Below are 20,822 nucleotides of genomic sequence, written 5' to 3'. Positions count from 1 at the left end.
TGCCGCCACCGATCGTGACCTGGTAGCCGAACCGGTGGCCACGGGCATTGACGTGGCCGACCAGGTACCACCATTCCTGGCGGGCGTCCGGATGCGCCGCCTGATCGGCCGGCAGATGCACGAACGTCGGGAAGGCGGGTACCGCCGTGGCCGCCGCCTGATTGCCCGTCCCCGCTGGGGCGGGGTCGGTCTCGGCCGTCACCGGGAGCGACGGCGACGCCGCGACGGTCAACACCGCGCCGAGCACCAGAGCGGCAATCGACGCGACCGTCCGACGTTGCTGTTTGTACATGCGATTCCTCGTCTCTAGGGCGTGTTTCAGAAGTGAATCGAGGGGTCGGCTGCTCTGAGGTGCCGGGTGTCGTAGATCGACAACAGAAGAGGTCTCGGGCGATGCCCGCAAGCTCTACTCAACGATCCCGCGGTGCTGGCTGCAGCAGAGGAGGATCCCGTCGCGTTCGTCCAGCACGACGGGCTGTGCCCGCGTAGGCGCATTCGTCACGCCCCGATCGATGGCACGTCCTAAGCCGGGCGATACTCGACACGAGCCGCGCCGCCCCTGGCGGGTGCTATGGGGGTCAGACCGTCGCATACGTGGTCGGCTGTGCGGCAGTATCTGCGACGGTGGCGGTAGGGCGGGTGCGTAGGCCGCTGGCCAGGCACAGCACTATACCGAGCGTGAGCCAGGTCGCCAGGACGGTGGCAGAGTGGGTGGCGCCCTGGCCGTCGAAGAAGGCGGTGGAGCGCAGCAGCTGGCCACCGGCCCCGGGCGGTAGCAGTTGGCCGAGGGTGCCGGACCAGCCGGGCAGCATTTCGGGTGCGGTCGCGGTGCCCGACAGGGGGTTGCCGATGAGCATCATGGTGGCGGCGCCGAGACCCAAGCCGGCGTACCCGAGCAGTGACTCGAGCCCGAGGATGCTCAGGGAGGTGGCTGCGATGGTCAGGGCGATGGCGCCGCTGTTGGCCCAGTAGGAGCCGTTGAGTGAGCCGAGCCAGAACTGCAGGATCGCTGCCACGGCAAGTCCACCGGTGATGGCGAAGGCGAGCGCTCCGGTGACGCGGCGGGCGGTGCCGCGGACGAGCCTTGTCAGCAGTAGCGCGGCGAGCAGGCCGCCCATGACCAGGGGCAGGGCTCCTGCGGCCAGTCCGGCGCCGCGCGGGTCGTCGGCCGGCAGCGGGATGAGGTCGCGGGCGGCGACCGCCGTGCTGGTTCCCTGTGCCTGGCTGAGGCCCGTCGCGATGCTGTTCAGGGTCTGGACGACGGCGGCGCTTCCGGCGGATGCGGTGATGACCTGTGGGGTGCCGCCGGAGCTGAGGTCGATCGCCCCGTACACCTTGCGGTCGCGGATCAGCCGTTCGGCGGCGGCGGTGTCGGCGACCTCGGCGACCTCGAAGCCGTCGGGAAGCCGTTGGTCGAGTACGGCGGTGAGCTGCTTGACGGCGGGGGCGGGCCCGGCGATGGCGATCGGCACATCATGCACCGATGAGCGTACCGACGGCCAGGCGAAGGCGGTGAGCAGCAGACTGATGCTCACAGTGAGCAAGGCGACTGTCCCGGCCACGGTCGGCCAGGGTGAGGGCGACGCGTTGGCTGCGGGCGCGGCCTGAGCGGACATGCCTTCTCCTTCAGAGGGGGAGTTCATCGCCGGGTGAGCGAGGTTTCGGACTCGACGCGGGTCAGCTCTTCCGGATTGCGGACGTAGTAGATGCCGCTGATGCGCGCCTTCTCGACCTTCTCTGCGGAGGCATCCGGCGCGGCGGCCAGGCGGTGCTTGCGCTTGGGCATGCCGAAGGTCGGGTGCGAGGTGGCCCACAGCGACATCTTGAGGATGCCCGCCTTGATCCACGCGGGCTTCCGGCCGCCCATGTACGTCGGCTTTGCTTGCCCCTCGTCGTCGACCAGCTGCTGGATGCCGTCCCGACGCCCGAGGCTGATGTGGTTGTACGTGTAAACCAGCTTGGTGTTCGCAATCTTGCGGCCGGTCAGGCGTCCCACGATCGCCTCGATAGCCTGCCCGCCGGTGTAGCCGGCCGAAGCGCAGGACATCGGCAGCGGCCGGCCGTTGTCGCCGATGGCGTAGGCGCTGTCGCCGATGGCGTAGACGTTCGGGTGCGAGACCGACCGCATGGTGCGGTCGACGACGATCTGACCGTTCTCGGTGACCTCCAGCCCGCCGGCGGCGGCGATGGGGCTGACCGCGAACCCGGCCGTCCACACGGTTGCCTCGGACGCCAGGGCGGTGCCGTCGGCGCACAGCACCCGCGTCGCTTCGACGACTTCCACGCTGGTGTGCTCCAGGACGGTGATGCCCAGCCGGTCGCAGGCCTGGCGCAGGTGGCTACGAGCTCCGGCGGAGAGCCGGGCGCCCAGCTCGCCGCGGGCGATCAGCGCCACCGACAGGCCAGGCCGGGATTCGGCGATCTCGGTGGCGGTCTCGATGCCGGTCAACCCGTCGCCGACGACCAGCACACTCCCGCCTTCGCCCCGCCTCCCCTGCCTGTCCAGGCTGTCCAGGCGCTCGCGCAGGCGCAGCGCCGAGGGCCTGGCGGCGATGTCGAAGGCGTGCTCGGCTGCGCCGGGGACGCCGTGGTCGGCGCCGTGGCTGCCGAGCGCGTAGAAAAGCGTGTCGTACCCGAGTTCGCCGCCGCCGCCGCCGTCGGCCACGGCGACGACCTGGCGCTCGGGGTCGACGGCGGTGACACGGGCCAGGCGCAGCCGTATCCCCGTGCCCGCGAAGACGTCGGCGAGCTGTGGAGCCTCGATGTCCTGGCCGGTCGCGAGCTGGTGCAGCCGCATTCTCTGGACGAAGTCCGGCTCAGCGTTGACCACGGTGATCTCGGTGTCCGCCGGGGACAGCCGGCGGGCCAGGTTCCCGGCCACGTAGGCCCCGGCATAGCCGGCGCCGAGGACGACGATGCGGTGCTTCATGTGTTGCTCCTGTCGGTTCGCTTGCTCCCGGTGAGTTGAGCGGTCACCACGCAACGGAGCCAAGGCGATCACTCGCGGAGTTGTGTGCCGCACGGATCGTTCGCGCGGCGTCCTGACGACCATGAGGCGCCGGCGACCCGGACTTTGTGACAGTGCGGTCATGTGACGTACGCCACCGATCATGGGTGTCTCACAGCGGTGAGGGTCGGCGTCTTGTGCGTGGAGCAGGGGTCGAGGGCAACAAGGCAGGAGCCGGCTATGAACGAGGGCAGCGAGCCAACGACGGGATCAGCCGAGCCGATGGCTGGTGGCTACCGGATGGACTCGGCCACTGAGGTGATCGAGGCATTCCTCGCCACCGCAATCTGCTATTCACCGTCGCCTAGGAGAGGCTCTGGCGATCTTATGTGGTGCCATCACAGACAGTGGTCGAGACTCGCGCCCGTGACTGATCGCAATCGGATGACTGGCCGCGCAAAGGTGCGGCCGCCCTGTGAGGATCTTGTTCGACAAGAACCTGATCAGCATTTGAGCGGTCGTGAGGTCATTGTGCCTGTGCGCAGCATGTGGTGCCAGGCGATGCCTGCTGCCTGAGGATGTTCTTCCCCTATCTGGCCCAGCTGGCCGTCGAGGAGGTCACCGATCACGGGGACTATGTGCTGGTCACGGCGTATACCGGTGGCGGTCCGGCGGCCTGCCCGGTCCGGACGTTTGCCGAACCGGTGCCCGGTCTCACCCAGGGGCCCCGCTGACCAGCGGAACCCGCTACCGCCGGATTCCGTTCCACTGGACCGCCGGGTCATCGCGGGGTCGTTCGCTATCACGCTTGCGGTCTGGGGCCCATCCCGGCGAAGACTGCTTGGAGTACGCGGTCGATGTAGTCGTGTGTCACCGGCTGCTGTGTGATCAGGAACCGGTAGTACAAGGGGCCGGACAGGATCTCAAATGCCAGGTCCAGGTCGAAGTCGGGGGCGAGTTGCCCCTGGGCCTTGGCGGCCTTGAGGCGGGTCAGGGTGTTGGCGGTCTGGGGCTCGATGAAACGCCGGTTGAGTGCGGCGGCGACCTCGGGATCGTGCTGGGCTTCGCCGATGAGGTCCTGATACAGCGGGCCCCAGGGTGGCCGGCCCAGCAGGTCGGCGGCCTTGGTCATCACCTCGCGTAGATCGGCCACGATGTCGCCGGTGTCGCGGTGGTCCAGGCCTTCGGTGTTCAGGCTGAGGACCGCGTCGAGGAACAGCAGGCCGCGGGAGTGCCAGCGGCGGTAGATGGTGTGTTTGCCGACGCCGGCGCGGGCCGCGACGGCCTCGATGCTGAGCTTTGCGTAGCCGACCTCCCGGGCCAGGTCCAGCGTGGCCCGCATGATCGTTTCGGTCCGGTCGTTGGCGCGAGTGGAACGGTGGTCGGTCATGTCGCCATCCTACTGGAACGGCACGTGCCGTATTGACAAGGCGAGCTCGATCGGCGACGCTAAGTCCTCAATAGCACGGCCCGTGCCGTGTCGATGGTCGATCGGCATCTCATCTCCGATTGCCAACAGCGAAAGAGCGGAAAGACATCATGAGCAAGGTCTGGTTCGTCACCGGTTCGTCGCGCGGCCTGGGCCGTAAGCTCGTCGAGGCCGCCCTGTCGCGCGGCGATAAGGTGGCCGCGACCGCTCGGACCACCGGAAACTTTGATGAGCTGGTCGCTGTCTTTGGCGAGGCGGTGCTTCCGCTGGAGCTGGACGTAACCGACAAGGCCGCCGTTTTCGAGGGCGTCAAGCGGGCCGGGGAGCACTTCGGCCGTCTGGACGTCATCGTCAACAACGCCGGCTACGCCCAGGTCGGCGCGATCGAGGAGCTGACCGAGCAGGACCTGCGCGACCAACTGGAGACCAACCTGTTCGGCGCGGTGTGGGTGATTCAGGCCGCGCTGCCCCACTTGCGCGAGCAGCGCTCGGGACACATCATCCAGCTGTCCTCGGCCGCCATGGCCGCCTGCGCGGCGTCCGGCCGCTTCTTCCTCAAACCCCTCACCGGCTGACGATGAACACAGTTCCCCGGTCTCCCTTGGTCACATCCGCCCTCACCAGATCGACGAGACAGCCCACCGAACGGTGACATTGGCCCGCCGCTTCACATGCCCGGCGGTTGTCTTGCCGGACTACTGGGACGCCAGCTCGCCAAGTCTCGACCACCGCTGACATAGAGAAGGAAACCTCGCCATGCCCACGCCCACGCCCACGACGGCGAAGCCGCGCACCCTCATGTTCTTGCATGGCCGCGATCAGCCTGCAAACCGTGGCTGTCTTCGTCCAGGCGATCACCGCCGGGCTGTTGTTGTCCTCACCCGATCGTGGAGCACTGCACAGTGCGGGGGCGTACACGGTGTTCATCGTGACGCTGTTGCACCTGATCGTCGCGATCTTGGTGTGGCGGCCGGGTGGCGGCTCAGCCAGGCCCATCCTGTACGCGGCCGGGTTCTTCGGGCTAGTCTCGGCGCAGGTAGCGCTGGGCCTTGCGCATGTGACGACGCTGCACGTCCCCTTGGGCGTGCTGATGTTCGGCATGAGCGTCCTTCAACTCGTCCAGATCTGGACCGACCGCGACGGGCGGCCGCCGCGGCATTGACGGTCGACCCCAGCCGACCGCATCACTGTCCACGAGGCAACACCGGCGCGATCGATGCGGCCGCATCAGCGCTGCCCCGGCTGTAGGGAGAGGACAACGCGGTGGCCGCCGACGGAACCAAGTACGACGTGTACGTGACAATCTGATCGCCGAGTTCCACATCCGGTACGGCGGCCAGCCGGCACCATTCCTCCTTGGCGCAGACAAAGGGCCGCTTCATGCACACGCCCGGACGGAGGGTCGCCGCAGGCCGCCACATCCCCGTTGAGGCATACATCGGGCCGAGACGAACGACGCGGCTCAGGACTCGGGAAGCTCGGCCCTCGGTCACCGATTTTCTTGATCGAGGTTGCCGTGAGCCTCCGCCGAAAGATCCTGCCAGTCGGCCCAGGTCTGGAGCCGATCGGCGTAGACCTGCTGGTTTCCGGTGGTCCGAGCGGTCGCGGCCACCTTATCGCCGCGCGACAGGGCGGCCTCGACGAACTTACGGCCCAGGCCGCGCGACGAACCGGTGACGAACCAGACCTTGCTCATGATGTCTTTCCGTTCTGCCTGCGGTGGCGGTTGCGCGGCTGTCACTACGCAACGAGGCCAAGGCGATCACTCGCGGAGTTGTGTGCCGCACGGATCGTTCGCGCGGCGTCCCGGCGACCATGAGGCGCCGGCGACCCGGACTTTGTGACAGTGCGGTCATGTGACGTACGCCACCGATCATGGGTGTCACACCGCGGTGAGGGCCGGCGTCTTGTGCGTGGAGCAGGAGTCGAGGGTGAACAGGCAGGAGCCAGGTATGAACGAGCGCAGGGATGCAGCGGCAGACACAGCCGAACCGATGGCTGGTGGCGGCCGGATGGACTGCGCCACCGAGGCGTTCGTCGCCCACCGCAACCTGCTGTTCACCGTCGCCTACGAGATGCTCGGGTCGGCTGCCGATGCCGAGGACGTCCTGCAGGAAACCTGGCTGCGGTGGGTCAAGGTCGACCTTGGGCAGGTTTTCGACCAGCGCGCCTACCTGGTCCGGATCATCACCCGGCGCTCGCTGGACCGGCTGCGCACCATGAAGCGCCGCAAGGAGGCGTATGTCGGCCCGTGGCTCCCAGAGCCGCTGCTGACCGCGCCGGACGTGGCCGAGAATGTCGAGCTGGCCGAGAGTGTGTCGATGGCGCTGATGCTCGTCCTGGAGACGCTGTCGCCGACGGAGCGCGCCGTCTTCGTGCTGCGCGAGGTCTTCGACGTCGGCTACGAGGAGATCGCGGCCGCCGTCGGCAAGAACCCGGCCGCGGTCCGCCAGATCGCGCACCGCGCCCGCCGGCACGTCGAAGCCCGCCGCCCTCGCGAGGTGGTCTCCCCGAGCCAGGCTCGGGCGGCTGTGGAGTCGTTCCAGCGCGCATTGGAAACCAGGGACCTGCAGGGTCTCCTCGACGTGCTCGCCCCTGAGGTCGTCCTCATCAGCGACGGCGGCGGCATCAAGCAGGCCGCGCCGCGGCCGATCATCAGCGCCGACAAGGTGGCCCGCATGATCGTCGACGGCCTCGGAAAGGCCCAAATCGCGCTCACCAGTTACCCCACCGTGGTCAACGGCAACCCGGCACTCCTCCTCCGCGTGGACGGCGAGATCGACGGCGTCATAGCAGTCCGCGTCGAGGACGCCCGCATCACCGGCCTGTACTACGTCCGCAACCCGCAGAAGCTGACCCGCATCGCATCCGAGATCCCACTCACGCTGAAGTAATCCTTCAGCCGCCGCGCCTTGATCACGATATCGCGACAGTGCGGAGCATCCCGAGCGGTCTTCCCGTCGGCGTCGCCCTGAGAGGAGTGTCTGTCCGAGGCGGGCGCTGTGAGCGGTGCAGATGATCTTTGGTCGGCCTCTTGTGTCATGTTCGAGGTAACGCGATGACGCCAATCGAGACTGAAACTGAGACTGGAAAGCCAGAAGGGGTGTGCCGTCTTGACGGCACACCCCTTCTGAGCTGGCGGAGGATGGGGGATTTGAACCCCCGAAAGGTTGCCCTTTACACGCTTTCCAAGCGTGCGCCCTCGGCCACTAGGCGAATCCTCCGCCGTCGAGCTTACCGGACTTCCGGGCGTGCGCAGACCACGTTTTTCGCGTTCATCGGGTGGCGGGAGCGTGGAGCGAGCACTGCCGTGTCCGGCTAGACTGTCCAGGGACCCCTCGCGCGGCGTCATCCTGTGAACCTCCCCAGGGCCGGAAGGCAGCAAGGATAAGCGGGCTCTGGCGGGTGTGCGGGGGGTCTCTTCGTTGGGAGCCCCCTCGCAGGCGGGATGGTCGCATGAGCCTTGCGCTTTACCGCAAGTACCGACCCGGGACCTTCGCCGAGGTCAAGGGTCAGGAGCACGTCACGGACCCGCTCCGGCAGGCGCTGCGTACGGGCCGGATCAACCACGCCTACTTGTTCAGCGGCCCCCGGGGGTGTGGCAAGACCTCCAGTGCGCGCATCCTGGCGCGTTCTCTCAACTGCGAGCAGGGCCCGACGCCCGATCCGTGTGGCGTCTGCGAGTCGTGTGTCGCGCTCGCCCCGACAGGGCCCGGCCATCTCGATGTCATCGAGATCGACGCCGCTTCGCACGGTGGTGTGGACGACGCGCGTGACCTGCGTGAGCGGGCGTTCTTCGCCCCCGTCTCCGCGCGCTACAAGATCTACATCATCGACGAGGCGCACATGGTGACCCGCGAGGGGTTCAACGCGCTGCTCAAGCTCGTCGAGGAGCCCCCGCCGCACCTGAAGTTCATCTTCGCGACGACCGAGCCGGAAAAGGTCATCGGCACGATCAAGTCGCGTACGCACCACTACCCGTTCAGGCTGATGCCGCCCGCGACCCTCCGCGGGCTGCTGGAGGAGATCCTCACCGCCGAGAACGTGCCCTTCGAGCCGACCGCGCTGCCCCTCGTCGTGCGCGCGGGCGCCGGCTCCGCGCGCGACTCGCTGTCGATCCTGGACCAGCTGCTGGCCGGCGCCGAAGAGGACGGCATCACCTACGCCAAGGCCGTCTCCCTGCTCGGCTACACCGACGGCGACCTGCTCGACGAGGTCGTCAACGCGTTCGCCGCCCACGACGGCGGCCAGGTGTTCCACACGGTCAACCGGGTGATCGAGGGTGGCCACGACCCCCGCCGCTTCGCCTCCGACCTGCTCGAGCGCTTCCGCGACCTGGTGATTCTCGCCAACGTCCCCGAGGCGGCCTCCAGCGGCCTGCTCGACCGGCCCGCCGACGAGCTGGAGCGGCTCGTCCAGCAGGCGTCCTCGATGGGGCCCGCCGAGCTGACGCGGGCGGCCGAGGTCTTCAATGCCGGCCTCACCGAGATGCGTGGCGCGACGTCGCCGCGGCTGCTGCTGGAGCTGATGTGCTCCCGGGTCCTGCTCCCCGGCGCTTCGCACGGCGAGGAGGCCCTGCTCGCGCGCCTCGAACGCCTCGAGCGAGGCGGCGCCGTCGCCCAGATGGCCGCTCGAGTTTCTGCGGCCACGCCGGCCGTTCCGGCGGCCGGGCCGTCCGCCGGCGCCCATGGCGTCCCGGTGGTGCAGCAGCACACTGGTGCCGTCGGCGGCGCTGCGGCCGGCGAGTCTGCCAGTGGCACTCCATCGCCTGCGGGTGCTCAGCCGCCTGCGGGTTCTCAGCCGGCTCAGGCTCAGGCCGCCACGCCTGCGGGTGCTCAGACGGCTCAGGCTCAGGCACCCGCCTCGGCGGGTGCGAACGACTGGCCGGAGCCTGCCCGACCCGGTGCTCCGGCTGCGGGTGGCGGAGGGCCGGCGTCCCCCGCGGTGGCTGGTGGCGGCATGCAGACGGCCGGCGGTGGCTCGCAGGCTTCCGGCGGTGGCTCGCAGGGTTCCGGCGGGGGTCCGCGGGTGCCTGCTGGTGGCGCCCCGTCTTCCGATAGCGGGCAGGGTGGCACTGGTCTGGGGGGCATGCAGCAGCAGTGGCCTTCCGTGCTGGCCGCGCTCAAGCAGCGCAGCATCGTGGTCTGGGCCAATGTGAGCACCAACGCCCAGGTGGTGGGCGTGGAAGGCAACCTGGTCACGCTCGGCTTCGGCCAGGTCGGCGCGATGAAGAACTTCACGGGCGGCGGCAAGGACGCCGTGGTGGCCAGCGCGCTCAGCGACGTGCTCGGCGGCACCTGGCGCGTCGAGGCCGTCGTCGGCAATGCTCCTGCGCCGCAGTCGCCCCGAGGCCGTTCGCCGCAGCCACCGTCCCACGGTGCTCCCGCGTCGCCAGGCGGACATGGACCGGGCGGTTCCGCGGGCACAGGGCCGGCGACCGGTCCTCAGCACGCGCACGCAGGCTCCCAGGGCACGCCGGGTCCCCAGAGCCCGCCGGGTCCCCAGGGCATGTCCGGTGCGCCTGGTGTGCCGGGCGCCCAGGGACGCACGGCGTCACACGGCTCCTCTCGCGATAGCCAGAGCGGCCAGAGTGAACAAGGCGGCCAAAGCGGCCAGGGTGAACAGGGCGAACAGGGCGGCTCCGACCAGCCTCCGGCGGCCTCTCCAGGGCGGCAGACCACAGACGAGTCCTGGCCCGACGCCCCCGACGACCTCAGCCCTGGCATCCCCCCGACCCCGGATCCCACCAGGACCGTGCCCGTCGCCGGATCCTCGCCGGGCGCGGGCCTGGCGGCCGCGCGATCGGCGGCGAAGGCGGCGGCCCAGGCCGGTCCCCGGGCCTCGTCGTCCCGTAGTGGTGCCGCGGCCTGGCCGGAGACCGTCCCCGGCCGCACCAAGGGATCGGACTCCGAGGAGGTCGACCCGCTGAACGATGCGGACGCCGACGTGGATGCGGTCACGGGCATGGCGCTCCTGGAGCGCGAACTCGGCGCCAGAGTCATCGGCGAAATCGACCACACCTGACCTGACCAGATCACACCTGACCAAGTGCCCTGCCGGTCCGGCGTGGCCGCTGAGGTGGGCGCCATCGTGACGTTGTGGTCCGCGCTCTAGCACCCGGAAGCGATCAAGGTGCAGGCGTGTGGGAAAAATCAGGCAAGCCGGGCGCGGGCCGCGGCGGAGCGGGCGTCGGTGGAGGGAAGGGCCGCGAGGCGTTCCAGGATCTCGTAGTCGCTGCGGCCATTGGGTGTCTGGGCGTACGCCCACAAGTGCTCGGGAGAGCCGTAGCGCAGCAGGCAAGCCCGCACCTGGGCCTCGAGCTCGTCCCGCTCCCGCCGGATCTCCGGCGACTCCGAACGCGGCAACAGCGGCCCCGTGTACGTGCGCGCCAGCGCAGCCGGATCCTTGGCCGCGAGATGGCGGCGCACGGCGAGGAAGTCGGCCTCGATCGGACAGGCCAGCCGATAGGGCTTCGCGGCGATCGCGTTGCCCAGTTGCGCGCGCAGCCGGTGAATCTCGGCCCTGATCGTCACCGGGTTGCCGTAGTCGCCGTAGACGTGGAACGAGAGCTGTTCGGCCGTCAGCCCGTGCTGGTGCAGCGTGAGGAGGGCGAGGATCTCGGCGTGCCGCAGCGACAGCGGCTGCTCACGATCTCCCAACGCGACGAAGGGCGGTCGTTCGCCGAGGAACGAGAGGGCGAGCGCCGGCGGCGTGGCGGTGGGAACGGTGCGCAGCAGGTAGCCGTCGGAGAACGACTCCAGCAGCCCGACCGTGCCGTCGCGCAGGATCATGCGCTGCCCGGACGCGCGCACGTGCTCGCCGGGACGGATGGGGAGGAGGATGCCATCGCTGGGCGGATCGGGATCGTCCGTGAGATGACTGTCCAGAAGGGGAACCCGCTCGCCGAGCCGGCCCGCCGGGTCGCCGGAGATGACGCGGCCGGTCGGGGAGAGCAGGATGCCGGGCCGGCCGCGCAGTGACTCGTAGCGGCGGCGCAGCCGGTCGTCGCGCTCGTGCATGCGCAGGGCGAGCTCGCTCTCGGCGAGCTTGGCCGCGGCCCCGACCAGGGCGACGGTGGAGGGGTGCAGGGTGCGGGCGGTGCCGCTGATGTCGACGCAGCCGATGACCCGGCCGGAGTCCGGGTCGACGATCGGCGCGGCGCTGCACGACCAGACGTGCAGTGCCCGCAGCAGGTGCTCTTCCGAGTAGACGTGCATCGGGCGGCCCACCGCGAGGGCGGTGCCGATGCCGTTGGTGCCGACGTTGCGTTCCTCCCACTGATGGCCGTCGGACAGGCCGATCTCGTCGGCGCGGCTCAGGACCGCGGTGCCGCCCTCGCGCCACAGCACCCGGCCGTGTGCGTCAGTGACGATCAGGACGTGGCCGATCTCGTCGGCGAGGCCGGCGAGCGTGTGAGACAGGAGGGGCAGCAGGGGGTGAAGGGGATGAGCCTGGCGAATGTCGTCGATGTAGTCCAGGTCGTAGACCAGAGGCGCGCTCGTGATCCCCGGGTCGATCCCCGCCGCGAGCGAGCGATGCCAGGACGCCTCGATCGGGCGGCGGGGGGCCACCGGCCAACGCTGCTTGGTCATCGCGGCTTCGTACGCTCCGCGCAGTAGGCGGGAATACGCGTCGAGATGGGCGTAACTCATTGGTCACTCCAGGTAGTCAATTAGTAGCATCCGCCTTACTGGCAATCTTTGCAACTGGTTCTAGTGATTGCGGAGGGTGGTTGAACGATCGCAACCTGTGTGCAACGTTGCCCCGGCTAACGTGCTTCCCGACGCGTCGGCGTGGTGCGGCCGCTCCGTCGGCGTGATGGCCGGGTCTCGGACACTGGAGGGGGGCCGGGATCCGGCCAGAACACAATGCCAAGACAAGGAACATCAGTCTCACGTGGCGCACCAGGCATCAATGCCGGTGCCGGACGACGGCCGGTGACGAAACATGGGGACGCCCCCGGTGCATGTCGCGGCCCAAACACCGTAGGCTCGTGGCAGTCAAGAACGCGGAGCCACGAGGAGCGCACGACGGTGAACCCAGGGGATGTCAACCTGCAGCAGCTGCTGGAGCAGGCACAGCTCATGCAGCAGCAGCTTGTGAGCGCCCAGCAGGAGCTCAACGACGCGCAGATCGAGGGCTCATCAGGCGGTGGCCTGGTCACGGCCGTCGTCAACGGCTCTGGCGAGCTGCTCGAGCTCAAGATCGACCCGAGTGTGATCGACGCCGGCGACCCGCAGGACACCGCCGACACGATCGCCGACCTAGTGATCGCGGCCGTCCGCGACGCCGTACGCGCGGCCGCCGACTTGCAGCAGGAGAAACTCGGCCCGCTCGCTCAGGGGCTGGGTGGCGGCGGCCTCGGACAGTTGCCAGGGTTTTAGGCATGTACGAGGGGGTCGTCCAGAATCTGATCGACGAGCTGGGGCTGCTGCCCGGCGTCGGTCCCAAGAGCGCGCAGCGGATCGCGTTCCACTTGCTGGCGGCCGATCCGGCCGACGTCAAACGGCTGGCGCACGCGTTGCTTGAGGTCAAGGAGAAGGTCCGCTTCTGCCGGGTGTGCGGGAACGTGGCCTCCGAGGAGCAGTGCCGCATCTGCCGCGACACCCGCCGCGACACGCATGTGATCTGCGTGGTCGAGGAGCCGAAGGACGTCGTGGCGATCGAGAAGACCCGCGAGTTCCGCGGCACCTACCACGTGCTCGGCGGCGCGATCAGCCCGATCGACGGCATCGGCCCCGACGACCTGCGCATTCGCGAGCTCATGACGCGCCTGGCCGACGGCCGGATCACCGAGCTCATCCTCGCCACGGATCCCAATCTCGAGGGTGAGGCGACGGCTACCTACCTCGCCCGTCTGGTCAAGCCGATGGGCATCAAAGTGACACGATTGGCCAGCGGTCTGCCTGTTGGCGGTGACCTCGAATACGCTGACGAGGTGACCTTGGGCCGTGCGTTCGAAGGACGGAGGCTGCTGGATGTCTGACCAGTGGAGCGCGCTGGCGGAAGAGATCTCCGTGCACGCGCAGGACTACGTGGACGGCCTGACCAGGGTCGCCGGCGGCGAGGGCGGCGACGCCATCTGGTCGTTGCTGCTGGTGGAGGTCGCGCAGGTGAGCCTGGCCGGCGCCAAGCTCGGCGCGAACAGGGACGTGATCCTCGCCGGCAACTACGAGCCGGCGATGAGCGATGACCCCGACATCGACGGCGTGCGCACCGCACTGGCCGAGCGGCTCGGGCCCGTCGACGACTACGCCGAGGTGTTCGATCCATACAAGGACACCGGCGTCACGCCGTATCGGCTGTCCGACGATCTGACCGCGGTCGCGGCCGACCTCATCCACGGCCTGCGCCACTATCATGCCGGCCGTCCCCACGAGGCGCTGTGGTGGTGGCAATACTCCTACTTCAACACCTGGGGCAACCACGCGGGCGCCGCGATGCGCGCGCTGCAGGCGCTTGCCGCGCACTCGCGCCTCGACGTGGCGGAGGAAACCACCACGGTCTGATGATCGTCCACATGGTGGTATGAACCATCAGGCGCATGAGAGGGCCCCAGTAGACTGGCAGCTCACAGTCCAAACCGGGAGACTCTCGTGGCGCTCGTTGTGCAAAAGTACGGTGGTTCGTCCGTCGCCGACGCGTCCTGCATCAAGCGGGTCGCGCAGCGGATCGTCGCGACGAAAAAAGCCGGCAACGACGTGGTCGTGATCGTCTCCGCCATGGGCGACACGACGGACGAGCTACTGGACCTGGCCGAGCAGGTGTCGCCGCTGCCGCCCGCACGCGAGCTCGACATGCTGCTGACCTCGGGCGAGCGCATCTCGATGGCCCTGCTGGCGATGGCGATCGCCAACCTCGGCCATGAGGCCCGCTCGTTCACCGGCTCGCAGGCCGGTGTGATCACCGACTCCACTCACGGCAAGGCGCGCATCATCGACGTGACGCCCAGCCGGATCCGGGAGGCGATCGACCAGGGCCACATCGCGATCGTGGCCGGCTTCCAGGGTGTCTCGCAGGACACCAAGGACATCACCACCCTGGGCCGCGGCGGCTCCGACACCACGGCGGTGGCGCTGGCGGCGGCCCTCGAGGCCGACGTGTGCGAGATCTACACCGACGTGGACGGCATCTTCACCGCCGACCCGCGCATCGTGCCGCCGGCCCGCAAGATCCCCAGGATCTCCTACGACGAGATGATGGAGATGGCCGCCTGCGGCGCCAAGATCCTGCATCTCCGCTGTGTTGAATACGCGCGCCGGTTCGACCTGCCGATTCACGTGCGCAGCTCGTTCAGCACCAAGGAAGGCACCTGGGTCGTCTCCGACCCTTACACCGAAGACACCGAAGGAACCGAGATGGAGCAGCCGATCATCTCCGGCGTCGCGCACGACCGGAGCGAGGCCAAGATCACTGTTGTCGGGGTCCCCGACAAGGTCGGCGAGGCTGCCTCGATCTTCAAAACGCTGGCCGACGCCGAGATCAACATCGACATGATCGTGCAGAACGTCTCGGCCGCGGCCACCGGCCGCACGGACATCTCCTTCACGCTGCCCACGGCCGACGCGCAGACGGCTCTGGCGGCGCTGAAGAAGATCCAGGCCCAGGTCGGTTACGAGTCGCTGCTCTTCGACGACCAGATCGGGAAGGTGTCGCTGATCGGCGCGGGCATGCGCTCGCACCCCGGCGTCACGGCGACGTTCTTCGCGGCCCTCGCCGACGCGGGGGTCAACATCGAGATGATCTCCACTTCGGAGATCCGCATCTCTGTGATCGTCGAGCAGGACGCGATCGACGCGGCCGTGGCGGCCGCGCACCGCGCCTTCGATCTCGACGCCGACCAGGTCGAAGCCGTGGTGTATGGAGGGACTGGACGATGACTAGGCCTAATCTGGCTCTTATCGGCGCCACCGGCGCCGTGGGCACCGTCATGCGGGACATCGTCTCGACGCGTGAGGACATCTGGGGCGAGATCCGCCTCGTCGCCTCGCCCCGCTCGGCGGGCAAGGTGCTGCGGGTGCGCGGCGAGGACGTCGTCGTGCAGGCGCTGGCGCCCGAGGTGTTCGACGGCATCGACATCGCCATTTTCGACGTGCCGGACGAGGTGTCGGCCGTGTGGGTGCCGATCGCGGCCGAGCGTGGCGCGATCGCGATCGACAAGTCCGGCACGTTCCGGATGGACCCGGACGTCCCGCTGGTCGTGCCCGAGGTCAACCCGCTCGACGCGCGCAACCGCCCACGCAACATCGTCTCCACGCCCAACTGCACGACGCTGTCGATGATGGCGGCCATGGGCGCGCTGCACGCCGAGTTCACGCTCACGGAGCTGGTCGTCGCGTCCTACCAGGCGGTGTCGGGCGCCGGCGTGGCCGGCTCGGCCCGGCTCTACGACGAGGTCGAGGCGTTGGCGGGCGACCGCACGGTCGGTCAGGCGGCCGGCGACGTCCGCAAGGTGCTGGCCAACAAGCTGCCTGCGGACTCGCCGTTCCCCGCGCCGATCGCCTTCAACGTGGTGCCGTGGGCTGGCTCGCTCAAGGACGACGGCTGGGCGTCCGAGGAGCTCAAGCTCCGCAACGAGTCACGCAAGATCCTCGGCATCCCCGACCTGAAGGTCTCCGCGACCTGCGTACGCGTGCCGGTGGTGACGACGCACTCGCTGGCCGTGCACGCTCGTTTCGAGCGCGAGATCACGGTCGCGGACGCCCATCGGGTTCTCGAAGCGGCGCCGACGGTGGTCCTCATGGACGACCCGGCGAACGGTGTTTACCCGACGCCTCTCGACGTGGTGGGCACCGACCCGACCTATGTGGGACGGATTCGCCAGGCGATCGACTTCCCCAACACGCTCGACCTGTTCGTGTGCGGTGACAACCTGCGCAAGGGCGCGGCGCTCAACGCGGCGGAGATCGCCGAGCTCGTCGCGACCGAGCTGTAAAACCCCAGGTGGTGGTGGGCGCCGTGCGTTTCGTGCGGCGTCCACGTTCTTTTTGACGGCGCCCGTACCACGAGGCGTCACCGAAGGCGTCACCACAGCTGTTTGTCACATGAAGACGTCCGTCACTTGAAGAGGATGTCCCAGTGGTCGCTCTCGTCGGCGAACGTCGTGCCCGAGGCGGAGCGGTAGAGCGGGGCGCCGTCGCCGCGGGTGCCGACCCTCTCATGGTTCGCGGTGATGTAGCGGTCGATGCAGGCGTTGTGGCTGATGTCCAGCTTGTAGCCGTTGCCGTGGCTGAAGTAGCCCGGTGCGTGGCCTGCCTCCGTGCCGCCCGTGACCATGATGGGGCAGCCGCTCTGCTGCTTCAGCTCGATGACCTGGACGATCGTGCCGGTCCGCACCTCGTCGAGCGACGTGCAGTTGTGCCCGTGCTTGCTCGTGCAGTTGCCGGTGGACGTCGTCCGCAGTCCCGCGCTCTTCAGCCAGCCGGTGGCGGTGGTGTGGGACATGCGCACGGCCGCCTGCCTGGGCATGACGCGGTTCAGGTCGATGCGCAGGTTCTTGCGGCCCAGCGGAATGCGCAGCACACCGTTACGCACGGAACCTTGCCGGGCCTTGGCCGCCGCGCGGCCCTTGCCTGCGGCCGTCCGGTCTCGGGGCTCGTCCTTCTGTGCCCGCGTCTGAGCGGCTTTCTTCGTGTGCGCCGCCGTAATCGCCGGAGAGCGCGGCTGGGCCTCCTCCTGGGGCGCGTAGGCCTCAGCGGCCTCCTGGGCCGCAGGAAGGCGTTCCTGGCTCTCCTGAGGCCCTCTCATGTCCTGCGCGGGCGAGGCAGGGCCGGCGTCGTACGCCGGCGGCCCTTCATGGAGATCCTGAACGTGTCCCTTGGCCAGCATGAGGCGCTGGAGCGTCCAGTTGGAGGCCGTTTGCGGGCCAAGCGCGTCCGAGAGCGCCGCCATCACGGCCGGATGCTCGGACTGCGGCGGCCCGTTGCGTAGCTCGGCCTCGTACGGGCTGCTCACCGCCGGGCCCCCATCGGGGTGGGTGGCCGCGGAGGCGGCCGAGGCGAGCGCGATTATGGTGGTTTCTATGCCGAGGAGCGCGACTACGGTGAGGCGCACTGTTCCACGTATCCACATGTCGATGCCTTTTCGCGGAAATAGCCCTTCCGCCACAATCGACAATCCCACCATTCACAGGAGATAACTCCTGTCGCGGATGCAACTTTGCCTTGTGGCGGTGATCACCGTGCGCCTTCATGACCAACGAGCAGGAAGCCTGCGAAATCGGACGGCCGCCGCGGTCCTGACAGGCGCGATGATGGGACGGCAGTGTGATGAGCAGGTTTCCTGCTCGAAGGCTCATACGGACGTAAAGTGACGGACGTGTCCCAAACCCGAAACCGCGGATCGGAGAGCACCCGCGAGGTCATCGTCGAGACGGCATTGCGACTGTTCAGGGAACGCGGCTTCGACGCGACCACGATGCGCGCCATCGCCGCCGAGGCCGGGGTCTCCGTGGGCAACGCCTATTACTACTTCGACAGCAAGGAGGCGTTGATCCAGGCGTACTACGACCGCGCCCAGGCCGAGCACGAGCAGGCCTGCAGGGAGTTCCTGGCCACCGAGACGTTGTTCGCGGCCCGGCTGAGCGGCGTGTTGCGCGAGTGGGTACGCGTGTCCGAGCCTTACCACGAGTTCGCCGTGAAATTCTTCAAGCACGCGGCCGAGCCCACCAACCCGCTGAGCCCGTTCAGCGCGCAGTCGTCCCCGGCCCGCGAGGCCTCCATCGCCCTTTACCGCGAGGTCGTCGAGGGATCGTGTGACCGCATGAACGCCGAGCTACGGGAGGAGCTGCCCGAGCTGCTCTGGCTGCTGTTCATGGGCATGGTCCTGTTCTGGGTGCACGACACCTCGCCGGGCTGCGCACGCACGTACCGGCTGATCGAGGTCACGGTGCCGCTGGTGGACCGGCTGGTCGGGCTGTCCCACCTGCCAGGACTGCGGGGCATCACGAAGGACTTCATCGCGGCGGTCCACGAGTTGCGCGCCTAGGGGAACATACCGAGCGGTTGGTATGGTCGGCCTTAAAGATCTGGAGGCCGTGAATGACGCAGAACTGGGGCATGACGATCCCCTTCTACGACCGCTCCCTGCCGAGGTCCCAGGAACTCATCGCGGAGCTGCCGGGGCTCGGCTACACCGACGCGTGGTCGGCCGAGGTCAATGGGGCCGACGGGTTCACGCCGCTGGCCCTGGCCGCCCAGTGGGCGCCGGGGATCAGGCTGGGCAGCGCCATCGTGCCCGTCTCCACCCGCGGTCCGGGGCTGCTGGCCATGTCCGCGGCCACGCTGGCCGACCTGGCGCCCGGGCGGTTCGTGCTGGGCATCGGCGCGTCTTCGCCGGCGATCGTCGAGCGCTGGAACGCCGGAGAGTTCACCAAGCCGTACGCGCGTACCCGCGACACGTTGCGCTTCCTGAAGAAGGCGCTGGCCGGGGAGAAGGTCTCGGAGGCGTACGAGACGTTCGAGATCAAGGGGTTCAAGCTGGAGCGGGCGCCCAAGGTCCCACCGAAGATCGTGCTGGCCGCGCTGCGGCCCCGGATGCTCCATCTGGCCGCCGAGGAGGCCGACGGCGCGATCACGAACTGGCTCTCCCCCGAGGACGTGCGCCGGGTACGCGCCGAGATCGGCCCGGACACCGAGCTGATCGCCCGCCTGTTCGTGTGCGTCAGCGAGGACACCGACAAAGTGCGCGAAATGGCCAGGTGGATGCTGGCCAGTTACCTGACCGTCCCCGTGTACGCCGCGTTCCACGACTGGCTGGGCCGGGGCGAGGTGCTGCGTCCCATGCACGAGGCGTGGGCGGCCGGCGACCGCCAGGCGGCGCTCAAGGCCATCCCCGACGACGTGGTGGACGCGCTGATCGTGCACGGCGACGCGGCCACCTGCCGGGCCAGGATCCAGCAGTACGTGGACAACGGGCTCGACACCCCCGTCCTCGCCCCCATCCCGGGCGGGGAGATCCCCATCGAGCAGGCTGTACGGGACCTGGCGCCTAAGGAGTAGCGGATGCGTGACGTACTGAGGCTGGACGCGGTCGGGCAGGCGCTGGCGATCAAGAACGGCCAGGTGTCGCCGCGAGAGCTGGCCGAGGCCGCGATCGCCGCCATCGAGGCCCGCGACGGCGAGCTCAACGCCGTCGTCCACCGCCGCTTCGAGCGTGCGCTGGCCGAGCTCGAGTCCGTACCGGCGGGCGGGCCGTTCGCGGGCGTGCCGATCCTGCTGAAGGACCTCGGGTGGCGGCAGGTGGGTGAGCCGTACGCCGCGGGCTCCGCGGTGCGGGACGGTGTCGAGGTGGCCGAGGACGGCTATGGGGTCACGCGGCTGCGCGAGGCCGGGTTCGTGGTGCTCGGGCGGACGAACACGCCCGAGTTCGGCAGCACGATCACCACCGAGCCGGTGGCGTTCGGGCCGACGCGGAACTCGTACGATCCGGCGTACTCGGCCGGCGGGTCCAGCGGCGGCTCGGCCGCGGCGGTGGCGGCGGGGATGGTCGCGCTGGCCACCGCCAGCGACGGCGGCGGGTCGATCCGCATCCCCGCGTCCCTGTGCGGGCTGGTGGGGCTCAAGCCGTCGCGCGGGCGGGTGAGCCTGGGGCCGGCCCTGGGGGAGGGCTGGAGCGGCTTCTCGTGCCCGGGGTTCGTCACCAGGACGGTCCGCGACACGGCCGCGGCGCTCGACGTCGTCTCGGGTTTCCACCCCGGCGACCCGTACGACGCGCCCGCCCTGCCGGGGCCGCTGGCCGCGGAGGTCGGCAGGGACCCGGGGCGGCTGCGGATCGGGTACGTCACCACGCACCCGAGAGGCGATGTGCCCGACGTGCCCGAGCTGACCGAGGCCGTCGCCAGGGCGGCGGCGCTGCTGGAGTCGCTCGGCCATGACGTGGCGCCGGGCGGCCCCGAAGCGCTCGGTGACCGCGACTTCTCCGGGCACTTCGGCGCGATCGTTGCCAACAACCTCGCCGCGCAGGTCGCGAGCCTGGGCGAGCTCCGCGGCAAGCCGGTCGAGCTGGAGGAACTGGAGCCGCGCAACGCCGCCATGGTCAGCGTCGCGCGCACGCACAGCGCGGTCGACCACATCCGGGCCACGCAGTGGATGGACGTCTTCCGCCGCCGCATGGCCACGTGGTGGCGAGCCGGCCACGACCTGCTGCTGATGCCGTCGCTCGGTGTCGCACCGTTCCCGCTCGGCTGGATCACGCCGGACGACCTCAGCCTCGCCTTCGGCAGGACGGGGCACGCCGTGTCGTACACCTCGCCGGTCAACGCGACCGGGCAGCCGGCCATTTCGTTGCCGCTGCACAGGACCTCGGCCGGCCTGCCGGTGGGTGTGCAGCTCGTCGCGGCTACCGGCAGGGAGGACCTGCTGATCAGAGTGGCGGCGCAGATCGAGCAGGCCCGGCCGTTCGAGCACCCGGCGATGGAACCTCTCGCCTGAGTGACACGTTATGTCG

Annotated in this window: 21 protein-coding genes, 1 tRNA gene and 1 other RNA gene; 14 read left to right on the top strand and 9 right to left on the bottom strand. The window is 69.1% G+C overall.

Annotated features, from left to right (window positions below; genetic code table 11):
- From ACTWQA_RS35895 to ACTWQA_RS35885, 3 genes are all read right to left on the bottom strand, one after another.
- Positions 1 to 292: hypothetical protein (locus ACTWQA_RS35895; RefSeq protein WP_443163413.1), on the bottom strand; the 292-nt coding region annotated here is incomplete at its 3' end.
- 286 nt (positions 293 to 578) lie between these two features.
- Positions 579 to 1,616: a hypothetical protein gene (locus ACTWQA_RS35890; RefSeq protein WP_443163412.1), complete on the bottom strand. Its 1,038-nt coding sequence runs from the start codon at positions 1,614 to 1,616 to the stop codon at positions 579 to 581.
- Positions 1,617 to 1,639: 23 nt separating this feature from the next.
- Entirely contained in the window at positions 1,640 to 2,929 is a 1,290-nt protein-coding gene (locus ACTWQA_RS35885) for an NAD(P)/FAD-dependent oxidoreductase (RefSeq protein WP_443163411.1), read from the bottom strand.
- A gap of 596 nt (positions 2,930 to 3,525) precedes the next feature.
- On the opposite strand from ACTWQA_RS35885, the gene ACTWQA_RS35880 reads away from it, so the two are divergent.
- A complete protein-coding gene (locus tag ACTWQA_RS35880; RefSeq protein ID WP_443163410.1) occupies positions 3,526 to 3,681 on the top strand; it encodes a hypothetical protein in 156 nt (51 codons plus the stop codon).
- 68 nt (positions 3,682 to 3,749) lie between these two features.
- Here ACTWQA_RS35880 and ACTWQA_RS35875 read toward each other — a convergent pair whose 3' ends face one another.
- On the bottom strand, positions 3,750 to 4,337 hold the full coding sequence (locus ACTWQA_RS35875) for a TetR/AcrR family transcriptional regulator (RefSeq protein ID WP_443163409.1): 588 nt from the start codon (positions 4,335 to 4,337) through the stop codon (positions 3,750 to 3,752).
- Positions 4,338 to 4,486: 149 nt separating this feature from the next.
- Between ACTWQA_RS35875 and ACTWQA_RS35870 the strand changes: the two genes are divergently transcribed.
- Both ACTWQA_RS35870 and ACTWQA_RS35865 read left to right on the top strand, forming a co-directional pair.
- A complete protein-coding gene (locus ACTWQA_RS35870; protein WP_443163408.1) occupies positions 4,487 to 4,951 on the top strand; it encodes an SDR family NAD(P)-dependent oxidoreductase in 465 nt (154 codons plus the stop codon).
- A gap of 257 nt (positions 4,952 to 5,208) precedes the next feature.
- Positions 5,209 to 5,538 (top strand): hypothetical protein, encoded by a 330-nt coding sequence (locus ACTWQA_RS35865; protein ID WP_443163407.1) that lies wholly within the window; start codon positions 5,209 to 5,211, stop codon positions 5,536 to 5,538.
- Positions 5,539 to 5,560: 22 nt separating this feature from the next.
- On the opposite strand, the gene ACTWQA_RS35860 is transcribed toward ACTWQA_RS35865, so the two are convergent.
- Together ACTWQA_RS35860 and ACTWQA_RS35855 are read right to left on the bottom strand one after the other, a co-directional pair.
- Positions 5,561 to 5,758, bottom strand: a complete 198-nt coding sequence (locus tag ACTWQA_RS35860; protein ID WP_443163406.1) for a hypothetical protein — start codon at positions 5,756 to 5,758, stop codon at positions 5,561 to 5,563.
- A gap of 107 nt (positions 5,759 to 5,865) precedes the next feature.
- Positions 5,866 to 6,072, bottom strand: a complete 207-nt coding sequence (locus tag ACTWQA_RS35855; RefSeq protein ID WP_443163405.1) for a hypothetical protein — start codon at positions 6,070 to 6,072, stop codon at positions 5,866 to 5,868.
- Positions 6,073 to 6,328: 256 nt separating this feature from the next.
- Here ACTWQA_RS35855 and ACTWQA_RS35850 point away from each other — a divergent pair, with 256 nt between their 5' ends.
- Positions 6,329 to 7,270 (top strand): RNA polymerase sigma-70 factor, encoded by a 942-nt coding sequence (locus tag ACTWQA_RS35850; protein WP_443163404.1) that lies wholly within the window; start codon positions 6,329 to 6,331, stop codon positions 7,268 to 7,270.
- A 242-nt stretch (positions 7,271 to 7,512) separates the two neighbouring features.
- Here the strand turns inward: ACTWQA_RS35850 and ACTWQA_RS35845 are convergent.
- Positions 7,513 to 7,600 (bottom strand) — tRNA-Ser (locus tag ACTWQA_RS35845).
- Positions 7,601 to 7,705: 105 nt separating this feature from the next.
- Here ACTWQA_RS35845 and ffs point away from each other — a divergent pair.
- Both ffs and ACTWQA_RS35835 read left to right on the top strand, forming a co-directional pair.
- Positions 7,706 to 7,801, top strand: an RNA gene (gene ffs / locus ACTWQA_RS35840) — signal recognition particle sRNA small type.
- Between the two features lie 31 nt (positions 7,802 to 7,832).
- A complete protein-coding gene (locus ACTWQA_RS35835) occupies positions 7,833 to 10,400 on the top strand; it encodes a DNA polymerase III subunit gamma and tau (RefSeq protein ID WP_443163403.1) in 2,568 nt (855 codons plus the stop codon).
- Positions 10,401 to 10,528: 128 nt separating this feature from the next.
- Here the strand turns inward: ACTWQA_RS35835 and ACTWQA_RS35830 are convergent, their stop codons facing one another.
- The gene (locus ACTWQA_RS35830; protein ID WP_443163402.1) at positions 10,529 to 11,968 is read right to left on the bottom strand and encodes a GAF domain-containing protein; all 1,440 of its coding nucleotides are present in this window, start codon (positions 11,966 to 11,968) and stop codon (positions 10,529 to 10,531) included.
- A 441-nt stretch (positions 11,969 to 12,409) separates the two neighbouring features.
- Here ACTWQA_RS35830 and ACTWQA_RS35825 point away from each other — a divergent pair, with 441 nt between their 5' ends.
- The 5 genes from ACTWQA_RS35825 to ACTWQA_RS35805 all read left to right on the top strand — a co-directional run bounded on the left by ACTWQA_RS35825 (position 12,410) and on the right by ACTWQA_RS35805 (position 16,311).
- Positions 12,410 to 12,760, top strand: a complete 351-nt coding sequence (locus tag ACTWQA_RS35825) for a YbaB/EbfC family nucleoid-associated protein (protein WP_127937722.1) — start codon at positions 12,410 to 12,412, stop codon at positions 12,758 to 12,760.
- A gap of 2 nt (positions 12,761 to 12,762) precedes the next feature.
- Positions 12,763 to 13,362 carry a recombination mediator RecR gene (gene recR / locus ACTWQA_RS35820; RefSeq protein ID WP_327587170.1) on the top strand — a complete coding sequence of 200 codons (600 nt, stop codon included), beginning with the start codon at positions 12,763 to 12,765 and terminating at the stop codon, positions 13,360 to 13,362.
- The gene (locus ACTWQA_RS35815; protein WP_327587171.1) at positions 13,355 to 13,885 is read left to right on the top strand and encodes a DUF5063 domain-containing protein; all 531 of its coding nucleotides are present in this window, start codon (positions 13,355 to 13,357) and stop codon (positions 13,883 to 13,885) included. The genes recR and ACTWQA_RS35815 overlap by 8 nt, the downstream gene beginning before the upstream one ends.
- Positions 13,886 to 13,972: 87 nt before the next feature.
- The gene (locus ACTWQA_RS35810; RefSeq protein WP_443163401.1) at positions 13,973 to 15,256 is read left to right on the top strand and encodes an aspartate kinase; all 1,284 of its coding nucleotides are present in this window, start codon (positions 13,973 to 13,975) and stop codon (positions 15,254 to 15,256) included.
- Positions 15,253 to 16,311, top strand: a complete 1,059-nt coding sequence (locus tag ACTWQA_RS35805; protein WP_327587173.1) for an aspartate-semialdehyde dehydrogenase — start codon at positions 15,253 to 15,255, stop codon at positions 16,309 to 16,311. Before ACTWQA_RS35810 ends, ACTWQA_RS35805 begins: the two co-directional genes overlap by 4 nt.
- 122 nt (positions 16,312 to 16,433) lie before the next feature.
- On the opposite strand, the gene ACTWQA_RS35800 is transcribed toward ACTWQA_RS35805, so the two are convergent.
- Positions 16,434 to 17,429: a hypothetical protein gene (locus ACTWQA_RS35800; RefSeq protein ID WP_443163400.1), complete on the bottom strand. Its 996-nt coding sequence runs from the start codon at positions 17,427 to 17,429 to the stop codon at positions 16,434 to 16,436.
- Between the two features lie 264 nt (positions 17,430 to 17,693).
- On the opposite strand from ACTWQA_RS35800, the gene ACTWQA_RS35795 reads away from it, so the two are divergent.
- From ACTWQA_RS35795 to ACTWQA_RS35785, 3 genes are read left to right on the top strand one after another with little or no spacing between them, the layout of a single operon-like run.
- On the top strand, positions 17,694 to 18,362 hold the full coding sequence (locus tag ACTWQA_RS35795; protein ID WP_443163399.1) for a TetR family transcriptional regulator: 669 nt from the start codon (positions 17,694 to 17,696) through the stop codon (positions 18,360 to 18,362).
- Between the two features lie 53 nt (positions 18,363 to 18,415).
- On the top strand, positions 18,416 to 19,375 hold the full coding sequence (locus ACTWQA_RS35790) for an LLM class F420-dependent oxidoreductase (RefSeq protein ID WP_305917508.1): 960 nt from the start codon (positions 18,416 to 18,418) through the stop codon (positions 19,373 to 19,375).
- 3 nt (positions 19,376 to 19,378) lie between these two features.
- Positions 19,379 to 20,806 carry an amidase gene (locus tag ACTWQA_RS35785; protein WP_443163398.1) on the top strand — a complete coding sequence of 476 codons (1,428 nt, stop codon included), beginning with the start codon at positions 19,379 to 19,381 and terminating at the stop codon, positions 20,804 to 20,806.
- Positions 20,807 to 20,822: the final 16 nt, after the last annotated feature.

This window comes from Nonomuraea sp. 10N515B, assembly GCF_052245915.1.
Classification (GTDB): domain Bacteria; phylum Actinomycetota; class Actinomycetes; order Streptosporangiales; family Streptosporangiaceae; genus Nonomuraea.
Note: the sequence above shows the minus strand (reverse complement) of the source record. Positions and strands in the feature narration are given on the sequence as shown.